Genomic DNA, 11507 nt, shown 5'->3' with positions numbered 1-11507 from the left:
TTACCGCCACGGCCCCGTGGTATCGAAAAAAGCGAAGGCCGCGGTCGTCACTCCAGCGCCGAATGGCATGACCCGCACCTGTCGCTCCATCAGATTGGCGACATCGGTGATTACCGCGTTCGCGGCGAACAGCCCGAGCGGGACCGTCTGCGGACAGCAGTAGACCCCAGGAGCCACCCCCCGAAAAGCGCCCGCGAACGATTCGAACAGGTTCAGTTGGGACAGGTACAGCCCCTGATCCGGCCCATTGGGATAGGGCATCGGCCCGGCACCGCTGGCAAAGCCCGTGCTGGTCGAGGGCGTCAGCAAGCTGAAGGCCTTGTATGCCGTCGCCGCGCTGCCGACACCGCCGTACGACCGCGCGAAATACAGCTCATCCGCGGCATTGCGCAGCACGCCGAAATCGTTGGTATCGCCGGGCGCCGACCCGCTCTTGTCGCTGGCGTAGCCCGAGAGCACGCAGCCCCAGGCGTCGCCCGACTTGACCGGAAGAAAATCCCCGAATCCCATGAACGCTCCCCCCGCGGGATAGGTCGGGTGATACCCAGTGATCAGGTAGAACATCCGGTCATCGGCGACCAGCGTCCAGGTCCTCGAGCTGCCATCCGCCACCGTGCTCTTGGTCCACCACGACCCGCCGCTGCGCTGCGTACTCGTCGGAAACGGCCCGCTGCCGGTACTGATGGCGGTCATCGTCTCGTAGCCGACGACGCGTGCGGTCTTGCCCGCGGTATCGTCGACCCGCAGCCGGCAGCCCGTGCCCGCGACGTTGTTGCTCTTGTACGCCGCCAGATTGGTGCCGGTAAATTCCTTGCTCCAGCCGGCGCCCGCCAGTTTCAGCGAAATCGTCCCGCTGGCCGTCTGATCGCTGATGCCGGGCGCGTCGAAGGTCAGCGTGGTATTGCCCGCGCCGACGCTCAACACCTTCTTCTCGCTGTTGAGGCCGCTGGGCGTCGCGCCGGACACCAGCACCACGCTCCCCACTTCGGCACTGTGGCCGCCGCTGATCGTCGCTGTGGCGATGTTGCTGGCGACCACCAGGCTGGCCACGGCGGAGACGGCAAAACCATTGACCAGGCAGGCATCGAGTACCGCGACCAGAGACCCCGCGGTGCCCGATAAAACGGGCGCGCCGGTCAGCCCGGAGTGGAAATATTTAACGCTGGTATCGGGCATTTACCCCTCCATCAATATGGAAGTCGCGTATGCGACTCACGAATCTCCCCTCCCCCCTCGCGGGGGGCGAAGGCGGGATTTCGCGGAGCACTGCTCCGCGCCGCCGCAGCCGGCCCGCGATGCAGCGCGGGCCGTGGGTGGGGTCGGGGGAGAGGGAAACGGTCATGACCGTTAGGGCGTATCGACATCGCCGCGGATGCCGATGATGAATTGGTCGTCGGTCTCTGACGGCGGACCCTGCAGCACGGTGCGCGCCACCCAGACCGGGTAATTGGCCGCGACGGTGTTCAGCCGCACCAGGTTTCCGGCGCTCCAGCCGGCGCCCCAGCCGGTGGGGCTGATGGTGAAATACGGCACGCTGGTGGCCGGGTTGATCGGCGCCAGCGGGTTGGCGATCGCATGCCCGGTGACGATCTGGCCGACCGTCTCGCCGATCACATTGACCGTCGTCGTGTTCGTGAAAATGATCTGCCAGCGCTCCTGAATCGCACCGCGGTTGGTCACCACGACCGGGTACTGCACGGTGTTGTAGCTGGCACTCGCCGCGCTGCCGATGACCGTATCCGACCAGACGCCGGTCCAGGTGGCCTGGTCGAACCAATGGGAGACCCGCGCATGCAGATCGCCCAGAATCAACGCCGAGCTGACCAGCGAGCCGAGCGGGAAATCATGCGTCAGCGGCCGGGTCAGGGTCAGTTCGCCGTTGATCTGCGCATCCGAACACAGCGCCATGTCCTCGATGCGATGCTCGATCGTGACCGGCTGCGCGTAGCCGGTCACATTGGCAAACGTCACCGTGCCGGCGTCCAGGTCGTGGCTATAGCCGCCGACGATGGTCTCGCCATCGTTTCCGATCACGCGCACCCGCGCAATCCGCACGCGCCCCAAATTGACCGTCTGGCCATTGCTGACGGTCGCCGGCGCCGTCGTGGCGGTGTGGTGGATCACCAGCACATCGCCCTTGCGCAACACCGGCACCCGCCCATCGACCGGCAGCCGCACCGGATCGAGCCCCAGCACCTCGGCCGACAGCGGCAGATTCGACACCGCCACCGCGTTGAACAGCGCGGTCTCCGGCATCACCAGCAGCGGCCGAAAAACCTGCCCCGACACCACCCGCTCGGGCGCATACCACCACTCGAGTTTCTCCGCCGGCGACAGGCCGGAGTCGGCGACCCAGCTCCCGAACGACAGCGTGACGATGCCGAACTGCACGTCCACGACGCCATCCACCTGCGCCGTTTCCACGTCCCCCGTCAGATCGCTGCTGGCGCTGATCTGCACGCTATCCGACGCGCGCACCACGCGCACCGCGAAGCTCGCCGGCTGCAGCGGCGCCCCGGAAACCCGGAACTGGAACCGCCAACCGTCCCAGAAACCCTTGCGCGTCAGGCAGACCACCGTGATCGCCGGCTCTCCTCCAGCGCCCGCATAATCGCTGAGCGTGACCCGGCCGGTAGTGTAATCGACTGTCCCGGCGGCTACACCGCTGTTGGTCGTCACCGAGACATCGCGCAGCAACAGGCCGTTTCGATCGACATAGACACTGCCCGCCAGCGTGAAGCGCAGGCTGCCCGGCACCAGCGTATTGGAGATGGTCGGCAGCAGATCGATCCGCAAGGGACCCATGGCTTGCGACTGTGTCAGCACGCCACCGGCACTATCGGTCGCCGGGCGATAGCGCGCCGTGATCGTGCCGGCGGCGTTGACCGTGGCAAAGGTTTCGACCCAGGTGTGCTGCTCGGTGATCTCCGACCCCGACCCGCTCACGCTGCGCGACTGCGAGGTGTCGTGGTAGGTCACCTGTACCCCCAGCGCCACGGCGCCGGTACTGTAGTTGATCGAGCCGCCGATGCCCGAGGTCGAATTGATCGACGAGGATCGACTGGCACTGGACCCCGCGCTCGACCCCGAGCGATCCACCGCAATCCGCGGTGTGGCCTCGAGCATCGCCAGGACCCCGGTGCCTTCGTCATAGACGATATACTCGGTCTCGCGGGTATCCAGGAAGGAGAGCGACAAGCTTTTGGGCAGCACCGCATGACTGAGGCTGAAATTGTTCGAGGCCCCGCCCGCCGGGAATATCTCGGTGACGAGGCCGCCCTGGCGGTACTGGATCACCAGGTCGGAATCGCCATCCGGCAGCCTGCGGGGCAGCAGGATGGCCTTGCCGGTCGCATAATCGATCCAGCCCCCCGCGGCGTCGTCCCCGATGAATCCTCCCACGCCGTCGTCTATCGCCGCACGGGCCACCCCGCCCGCCCAATAGCTGATCTGCACGCTCGATGGCTCGATGGCGCCCTCCGGCAGGCTGATCGGAATCGCCGGTGGCCGGAAGACGCTGGCGCCCACCTGCGGCCGGTAATGGGTCGGGGTCCCCCAGGCAAACAGGATCTGCGTATTGGTATCGGGCAGCGCCCCGAGGGTCACCACCAGCGATCCCGTCGCGTAGTTGACCTGCCCGGAGCCGACGCCATCATCGCCGGTCAGGCCGCCGGCGCCGTCGTCCTGCAGCCGGTACCACTTGCCGAGTGCCAGGTAATCGACCGAGACCGACCCCGGCGCCGGCGCCGGGCTGAGGTTCTTGACGTAGTTGTAGCCGCGGTTGCCGATGCTGACCAGCGTGCTCTCGGTATGCCCGGCTGCCGCGATCGCCACCGCCTGCGCCGCGCTGTAGGTCGCGCTGCCGCTGGTGCCGACGTTTTTGGCCAGGCTGACGGCGCCGCTCCCATAGTCCACTGTCCCGGTGAATCCGGATTGCGCGACCAGGTTGCCGTTGCTGTCATCGACCAGAGTTACCCCGCCAATGGCCACGCTGACCGACCCGCGCGCCACCGCGCGCCCGAAATAGCGCACCGCGGTCACACCCGGCGCCGTCGTGACGGTCGTCTGGAAGGTCAATCCCGGCGCCCCGGTAATCGGCACGATCAGCTCGCGATCGCCAACGCAGCGCGCGTCGATGATCGGTGCTTCGGAGAGCGCCGAGGGCACCAGTTGCGTGTAGACCGATTCGGCGCGCAACGTCAGCGCCCCGAGAGCGGCCGGCTGGGCCAGGGGCGCCACCCCGTAATAGCTCGTCGAGTCGGCAGGGAAGGTGGCATGCACGCGCGTCGGCGGGTTGTAATAATCGTAGGTGTACCGGGTGACCGGCGCGCCGGTGAACGCCAGGCGCAACGGGTCGGAGATTTCCAGCACCATCAGATCCCGCAGATAATCCCCGTGCTGATCGGTGAACACCGTATCGACCGCGCGCGAAGCGATCCGGGTGACGCGCACGAACTGCTGGTTGCTGACCGCGTCGCGCTGCACCAGCGCAAACACATCGCCGATGCCGGGAGTGGCGACCGAGCGCGCGCAGTGCACCTGGATGCTGCGCTGGCCGACCAGGTGATTGCTGTAGAGCACATACCGCGATTCGCTGCCGAGCGCGAGATAGCCCTCGAGTTTGCCCTGCGCACTCGTGCGCTCATCCGACCAGGATTTGGTCGTGAACAGCGCCGCCGAAACGCGCGGATCGGCCGGCGCCTGCGCGACGATCGCATGCGCGCCGTAATACGCGTCGGTGGTATCCGTGAGCACCCCCGGAAACACCTTGCGCAGCGACGTCCGCCCATAGGTCCGGTCCAGCTCGGAAATATCCGGGAACAGATTGTTGCTGACGCCGTCGACGACCGCGATCCCCGTCGCCCGGCCGCCGCCCTCGGGCACGTCGTCGAGCACCGAGGATTTGAGCAGCACAATATCGCCATCCAGAATGGGCATGCGTTAAACCTCGATCAATTTAATCGTGATCACATACGGAAAATCCGCGCCAGGATCGGCGATCGGATACAGCGGCGCCGCCGCGATCGCCGCTTCCGGCGCGAAAACCACGTTGAAGCTGCGCCCATCGGCCAGCGCCAGGACGAACTGCCCCGGCACCTCGCAAGCCAGCACGCGCAGCGCGTCGACCGTGGCGCGCGGCACCCAGGTGCCGGCATCGCCGGCGAGCGTGATCGGCCGCCCGGCCTGACGCTGGCCGACATCGACGATCAAGGCGCCGGTCAGGGCGTATTCGGTCTTGCGCACGACGGTGGGCCAGGTGAATTCGTCGGTCCACACCAGATCGGACGGCAGCGACACCGACCCCAGCAAATGCTCAGACATTTACCGCCTCCCATTGTGTGCCGGTCCAGAGCTGCCGAGCCCGCCCGTCGGCGTGCGCGATGCCGGTATCGATCAGGACCTTCCAGATCGCGCGGAAACGGCGGTCTTTCTTGGCCAGATCCCGGACCCAGGCGATCGCCAGCGGGCTGCGCGGGCGCTTGGCCCATCCCAGAGGATCCGCAGGGCCGCTCATCATCCGGACACATACCGTTCACGCAGGTGGGTCAGCACCCCGACCAGCGCCTGTGCCGACGCCTGGCTGGTGGTGTTGACACTGGCGCTGGCACTGCCAATCTGGATATTGACCTGATGGACCGACCCCACGCTGGCCGATCCTGCCGACCCGGACTGCTCGGCCAATTCCTTGGCGCGCGCCTTGGCCCGCTCCACCGATCCGGCGTACTCGGTCAGATAGCCCTCGGTCGAAATCGCCGAGACGGCTTTGAGCTTGTCCTTGAGCTTCGCCATTTCCTCGGCGAAGAGGTCCGAGTAGACGCTGGCAAAGGCTTTCACGGCTTCGCCGGTGAGGCCCATCGAGCGCCCCACGGTTTCGTTGTCGATCCCCTGCGTGCTGACCGAGCGGTTGATCAGGCCGGCCGCCTGGTCGGTTTGCGAGGTCCGTCGGTTGGCGTAGTAATCGCTGATTTCCGCCTGCGTGAAATTGGCCGCCTGGAGCTGCTGCACGGATAACTCCTGCCCCCCACCACCGCCGCCACCCAGCGACGACGGCCGCTGCTGTTGATCCCGCAGCCGCTTGATCTGGTCCGCGGTCAGCCCAGAGGCCTGCCCCAGTTGTTCCATGTCCCGCGTCGCGCCGCGAACGCCGGCGCCCATCTCGCCCGCCGATTGCCCGGCAAAGCGCATGCTCTCGGCCAGCTCGCGCGTGCGTTTGGCCACCTCGTCGGCAATTTGCGCTTCCACTTCCTTGACGCGCGCGCTAGCTTCCAGGGCGTCGAGTTCGAGCTTTTTGGCGTCGGTCAGTTGGCCGGTCGCAATCAGTTGTTGCCGGGTCGCCTGAACTGCGGCCAGATCCGCCGCCGCTTGGGCGTGTTTTGCTCGGGCCACCAGTTCGGCGAGCTGGATTTCGAGGCGTTTCATTTCGAGCAAGGCATTCAGGGCGCCGCGCTCATCGCCATGCGCGCGCGCCACGTCGAGAATCGTTCGCTGCTGTTCGATCGCCAGGCGGACGCCGGCCTGCGCGATACCGAACTGCGCCTGCTCGGCCGTGCTTTTGGCCTGAATCTGTCGAACCGTGTCGGACAGGGCATCGCGATACAGCCGGCTCGCCTGCCCGGCCTGGATATCGGCGGCTTCGAGCGCTTTGGTGACATCGATGCCCGCCGCCTTTTTCTGGCGCAGATCCTCCAGGGCAGCCTGCGCGCGTTCGTAGGCGGTTCGCAGCTCGTCGACGCGCCCGGCGTTATTGGCCCAGGCGGCGGCCTCACTCTCGGCCTGCGCGGCGACCGCCGCCGAAGCGCGCGCCTGCCCCTGCGCCTTGTCCGCGTCGGATTGCCGCAGGTCGACCACCTTTTTGAGTTCGTCGATCTGCTTCTGCTGCTGCTCGGTGGCCTTCCCTTTGGCGCCGATTTCGGCCTCGATCGCCGCCAGCTCCCGCTGCGCCAGCGTTAAATCGGCTTCGCGCTGCGTCGCCACCTGCCGCAGCGCTTCGGCATTTTTCCGGCTGGCCTCGGCCTTGGCGTCCAGTTTCTCGACTTCGGTTCCGAAGGCATTGGCGAGTTCGACCGAGGCCGCCGTTTGCGCTTTGGTGGCCTCGGCGTCGGCGATCGTCTGCTTGGTCAGCTTCTCGGCCGCCTCGCCCAGCTCGGCGTAGGTCACCTTGATCTTGGTCAGGTGCGTGCCCGCGCCCTGCGCCGCGGTGCCCAGTTTGGCGGTCTCGGCGGCGGCCGCCGTATGCGCCCGCGCCGCCGCGAGGGCGGACTGCCCCGCCTGATCGAGAGTCGCGGCCATTTGCTCGTTGTGCAATGCCGCCTTGACGAGCTTGTCGCGCGCCTCCTTTTCCACCTCGGCAAACGCTTCTTTGGCGCGCTGGCTGAACCCGGACAGGGTGATGTCGCCATTGGCCAGGGCCGCAAAGAAGATCCCGATGTCCTTGCCTGCAGCCACGATCATGGCCGAAGAGGACACCAGAACCACCTCCAGCGCGGACAGCGCCGTCTTGAGCCCAGTCACCACGCCGGCGTCGCCGATCGTCTGGAACATCTCGGCGACCGCGTTCCGGAAGTGATTCCAGCGCTGCGTCAGCGTTTCGGTCTGCGCGCCCAGCTCGCTGGACGCGCCATAGAGGGTATTCAATCCCTTGGCCAGCGCCGGAAACAGTTCTTCGGAAGTCAGCTTTCCGGTCTCGACGAGCTTGATCAGTTGCTCGGTCGTGATCCCGAATCCGTCGGCGGCCGCCTTCAGGGCGCCCGGCAGCGCTTCGCCCAGTTGCCCACGCAGTTCCTCCATCGAGACCGCGCCCTTGGACGCCATTTGCGACAGCGCCAGCAATGCGTTTTGCGTTTCGGCCGAGCTTTTGCCGGCGACCGACATCGCGTGCGCTACCGCCTCAAACACCTCCCGCGTCGCCGCGCCCTCGACCGCCGACCCTTTGGTCGCGGCCGTCAGCCCGGCATACGCCTTGCCGACCTCGAGGATCGGCAGCCCGAGCCGGTCGGCGACGTCGTGCACATAGGCCATCTCTTTGGCGGAGGCCTGGCTCGACCCGGCGACGGCGGTGAATGTTCTCGATAAATTCTCGAGTTCGACGTTGACCTTGAGGAACTCCCGCGCCAGCTCGACCCCGGAAAACGCCAGCCCGAGCTTGCCCATCACGCTCGTCAGCCCATCGGCCTGGCGCGCTACCTGGCCGATGCTGCCCGGCACGCCATCCAGCTCGGCGCGTAGCGTGCGGATGCGCGCCTGACCGGCGGCAAAGGCGCGGTCGAACTGCTCGCCGGTGACGTCGCTGCTGCGCGCCAGCCGCTGTAGCGCCTGGTTGATTTCGAGGAGTTCCGCCTGGATGCGATCGGCCGAGCGAATCCCGAGGGTGGCGAAGGCCGCCTGTACCTGGTCGGTGGTGCTGCGCGCCCGCTGCCCGGCGGCGCTGACGCCATCGAGGGACTGCGACGCACCGCGAACGTGTTCCCCGGCCCGGTTCGCGGCCGCGGCCAGATTCCCCAGGCCATCGCCCGCACTGCGGGCGCCCGCGCCGGTCGAATGCGCCGCCGCCCCCAGCGCCGCAATGCCGGCGCCGGCGGTCCGGGCTTGCGCCCCCGCCGCCTGCTCGGAGGCCGTGAGATGGTCCACAAAGGACTGCAGGGCGTCGAGTTCATTGCCGGCCTGGTTGACCTCGGAGGCCATGCCCTGCGCGGCGCCACTCAAGGCGGTGATCCCCGCACCGGCGGTCCGGGCCTCGCCGCCGGCGTCGGTCGCCTGCTCGCCGAGCTGGTTTACCGACGCGGCGAGTTGGTCGACCGCCTCCCGGCCGGTGACCCCGGCGGCAATATCGACGCGTAATCGCAGATCGTCGGACATGGTCGGGGATAGGGGCTAGGGGATAGGGGGTAGAAAGTCTTACGAGGTGAGCAGATCGACCTGGAACGGCTCGGTTTTACCAGCCGGGGTCTTGAGCCGGCCCTTCAACTGGATGTCGCCGAAGTCGTTCGGCGTAAAGTCGAAGCCCGATTCGGGAGCCAGAACGGCTTCCCAGACCGTGCAGATACACGGCAGGCTGTCGGCGTAGTTGATGCCGTCGAGGATGAACTTGGCCCGCACCTGCGCCTGCGTGGCGCCGGCGATGCGCGTACCCGCCGAGGTCTGATAGTTGGCCGTGACCTTGATCGTCGCCCCTTCCAGGATCGCGCCGGTGCTCAGCACCTTGACCAGACCGAGCCGGTAGTTGATCAGGTAATCGGTGCCGAGCACGTAGGTCGGCGTGCCCGAGGTATGCGTGACCGAAAGCCCGGCGACCGCGAGATTCACCTTGCTGACCGGCACCCAGTAATCGCGCTTGGCGACGATGGCCTCGGCGGTGATCGAGCCGCTGCCCTGCGTGAACGCGCTCTGCGTGCCGAGCAGCGCGAGCGTGACGCCATCCTTGTTGAGTTCGGAGAGGGTCACGGACAGGTCGGCCGGCTTCTGGATGGCGACCGATTCAATCACCTGGCCATACGTCGTCTTGCCCTTGGAGACCTTCTCCTTCAGTTCGGTGTTCGGCTTGATTTCAAACTTGCTGACCTCGAAAGGCCCGGCGAGGCCGAGAGAAAGGCCGGTGGCCGGGTCGACCCGGTCGATGTACAAATCTCCGGACCCCAAAAAAGCGCGTGATGCCATGGTGTGGTCTCCTGGTTAAGAAAGGATTTACCGGTCGGACTCGATCACCTGTTGCGTGGTGATCGCCAGCGGGTAGAACAGCGTGCCGGACAAAAAGACCGGCGCGGGCGGCGTGGCCAACAAGATCGGCGTGAATTTCGCCGGCGGCGTCCAGCCCAACAGACTCTTCAACAGCGCTTCGGCCAACGGTGCCGCCGCCGCCCGCGCCGGCGCGCCGCTGCCCGTGCGGGCGGCAGACTTCACCGCCAGAATCACCAGCCAGCGCGTTTCGATCCGCACCGCGCGCCGGCTTCGGTTCGCCTCGACCACCTGATAGCCGTCGTACGCCACAAACACGCACGGCGCCGGCTTGCCCGATTTCTCGATGTCTTCGAGGTCGCTCATCGGGTACACCCCGAGCAGGCCGGGCACCTCGCCGAGGCGCTCGACCAGCGGCGTTTCCAGCGTCAACATGCCCCGCTCACGACCGGGCGAACAGGCGGGGGTTGCTCACCATCTGCGCCAACCCCGAACTGGCCGGGGTCGCCAACCCCAGTTGCAGCGTCCCGGCGGCGATTTCCCGCAGCACCCGCAGCGCATTCTGATGGCGGTCCTTGACCATGTCCGGCGCCGCGTCCGGATACAGCGCATAGCGCGCCAGGTCGCAGCACAGGCCGACCAGCAACGGCGGCACGCTCGGCAGCGGCAAGGCATAGCGCCCCGTCAGATAGCCGTCGATGGTCGCGCCGGCGTCGTCGAGCACGCGCGCCACCACCGTCGCGTCCACGTTGGTGCCGCTGGCGCGGTCCGTCTGGTCGATCAGCTCCTGCTCGCCGAAGCGGGTGACCAGGTCGGCGAGCGTGGCGTAGGGCATGTCAGGCGACCGTCGGCGAAATCAGGTAGCCTGCGGTCGCCCCGGCAATGACCGGCGCCACTTCGTCGGTCACCGGATAGACCCACGACTTGGCGGGCCGGTCCTCGTACGGCACTTCGACGATCGGCGCGCCGCGCAGGCGATAGGTGTAGCCGTAGCTCGGCACGCCCAGGTCGGCAACCGAACCGATTTCGGTCACCGCCAGCACCGCCGTCTTGCCCCAGACATCAGTCAGCGTGCCGGCAGCGTCGGCCCACACCGCGCCGCCGATGACCACCTTCTGCAGGCCGAACAGGCTGGCTAGCAGTTCGACGGTCGGAATGTCGCGGCCGGTGTACTTGATCCGATCGATAATCTTGCTATGCACGCGCAGAGCGCGCGCGGTCTTCGCCGAAATCACCAGGGTGTTCGGGTAGCGGCCGGTCTGCGTGCGGATCGCCTCCTTGCCGGTTTCGATGTCGCCAATCGGGTCCGAGGCGCTGGCGTCGGACCACAGGGTAGTTCCGGTCAGGCCGACGTTCTTGTTGCCGGCGGCGTAGTTGGCCGCCGTCGTCGCGAGATCCGCCTGTGCCTTTTCCAGGTTCAGCGCCACGATGCGCTGCACGCGGATCACCGCCAGGCTGGCCTGGTCGATGCCCGGAACCGCTTGCGATTCCTGCTGCAGCTCCCACGGCACCACGCCCTCGAGGGCGTACTGGCTGAGCGCGTAGGAACTGCCGCTGTAGCCGAAGACCACCCGCTTGGTATCGGCGCCGGGAGCGCGCGCGCCCGAATAGAGGTAGAAATCCTCCTTGCCGAAGGTCACGATCTTGCCGCCGCGTTGATCGACGGGCACATACGGGAACAACTCGCCCCCGACCAGTTCGGGGTTCTTGTAGCCCTGCGCGACGGTCGACAGGACCGGATCAATCACACGCGCCTGGCTGGGGGTCAATTGCGGCATGGGGGTTTCCTTTCAGGTAGAAATCTCCCCTCCCCCCTGGCGGGGGAGGGGCTGGGG

Annotated in this window: 9 protein-coding genes; all 9 read right to left on the bottom strand. The window is 66.9% G+C overall.

The annotated features are described in order from the left end of the window. Positions 1–1176: a hypothetical protein gene (locus tag V5B59_RS17420; RefSeq protein WP_332352123.1), complete on the bottom strand. Its 1176-nt coding sequence runs from the start codon at positions 1174–1176 to the stop codon at positions 1–3. Positions 1177–1347: 171 nt separating this feature from the next. Beyond that, on the bottom strand, positions 1348–4938 hold the full coding sequence (locus V5B59_RS17415) for a hypothetical protein (protein WP_332352122.1): 3591 nt from the start codon (positions 4936–4938) through the stop codon (positions 1348–1350). A 3-nt stretch (positions 4939–4941) separates the two neighbouring features. Next, the gene (locus V5B59_RS17410; protein ID WP_332352121.1) at positions 4942–5322 is read right to left on the bottom strand and encodes a hypothetical protein; all 381 of its coding nucleotides are present in this window, start codon (positions 5320–5322) and stop codon (positions 4942–4944) included. Continuing rightward, positions 5315–5518 (bottom strand): hypothetical protein, encoded by a 204-nt coding sequence (locus V5B59_RS17405; protein WP_332352120.1) that lies wholly within the window; start codon positions 5516–5518, stop codon positions 5315–5317. The genes V5B59_RS17410 and V5B59_RS17405 overlap by 8 nt, the downstream gene beginning before the upstream one ends. Further along, positions 5515–8856 (bottom strand): tape measure protein, encoded by a 3342-nt coding sequence (locus V5B59_RS17400; RefSeq protein ID WP_332352119.1) that lies wholly within the window; start codon positions 8854–8856, stop codon positions 5515–5517. Before V5B59_RS17400 ends, V5B59_RS17405 begins: the two co-directional genes overlap by 4 nt. 39 nt (positions 8857–8895) lie before the next feature. After that, a complete protein-coding gene (locus tag V5B59_RS17395; RefSeq protein ID WP_332352118.1) occupies positions 8896–9654 on the bottom strand; it encodes a hypothetical protein in 759 nt (252 codons plus the stop codon). Between the two features lie 27 nt (positions 9655–9681). Then, entirely contained in the window at positions 9682–10107 is a 426-nt protein-coding gene (locus V5B59_RS17390; RefSeq protein WP_332352117.1) for a phage tail terminator protein, read from the bottom strand. A 7-nt stretch (positions 10108–10114) separates the two neighbouring features. Continuing rightward, positions 10115–10507, bottom strand: a complete 393-nt coding sequence (locus V5B59_RS17385; protein WP_332352116.1) for a gp436 family protein — start codon at positions 10505–10507, stop codon at positions 10115–10117. 1 nt (position 10508) lies between these two features. Continuing rightward, positions 10509–11450: a major capsid protein gene (locus tag V5B59_RS17380; protein WP_332352115.1), complete on the bottom strand. Its 942-nt coding sequence runs from the start codon at positions 11448–11450 to the stop codon at positions 10509–10511. Positions 11451–11507: the final 57 nt, after the last annotated feature.

Source organism: Candidatus Accumulibacter contiguus (assembly GCF_036625285.1).
GTDB lineage: Bacteria > Pseudomonadota > Gammaproteobacteria > Burkholderiales > Rhodocyclaceae > Accumulibacter > Accumulibacter contiguus.
Note: the sequence above shows the minus strand (reverse complement) of the source record. Positions and strands in the feature narration are given on the sequence as shown.

Coding starts and splice junctions, on each gene's coding strand:
- V5B59_RS17415 (WP_332352122.1), bottom strand. CDS start 4,938: ATGCCCATTCTGGATGGCGATATTGTGCTGCTCAAATCCTCGGTGCTC.
- V5B59_RS17380 (WP_332352115.1), bottom strand. CDS start 11,450: ATGCCGCAATTGACCCCCAGCCAGGCGCGTGTGATTGATCCGGTCCTG.
- V5B59_RS17385 (WP_332352116.1), bottom strand. CDS start 10,507: ATGCCCTACGCCACGCTCGCCGACCTGGTCACCCGCTTCGGCGAGCAG.
- V5B59_RS17405 (WP_332352120.1), bottom strand. CDS start 5,518: ATGATGAGCGGCCCTGCGGATCCTCTGGGATGGGCCAAGCGCCCGCGC.
- V5B59_RS17395 (WP_332352118.1), bottom strand. CDS start 9,654: ATGGCATCACGCGCTTTTTTGGGGTCCGGAGATTTGTACATCGACCGG.
- V5B59_RS17390 (WP_332352117.1), bottom strand. CDS start 10,107: ATGTTGACGCTGGAAACGCCGCTGGTCGAGCGCCTCGGCGAGGTGCCC.
- V5B59_RS17420 (WP_332352123.1), bottom strand. CDS start 1,176: ATGCCCGATACCAGCGTTAAATATTTCCACTCCGGGCTGACCGGCGCG.
- V5B59_RS17410 (WP_332352121.1), bottom strand. CDS start 5,322: ATGTCTGAGCATTTGCTGGGGTCGGTGTCGCTGCCGTCCGATCTGGTG.
- V5B59_RS17400 (WP_332352119.1), bottom strand. CDS start 8,856: ATGTCCGACGATCTGCGATTACGCGTCGATATTGCCGCCGGGGTCACC.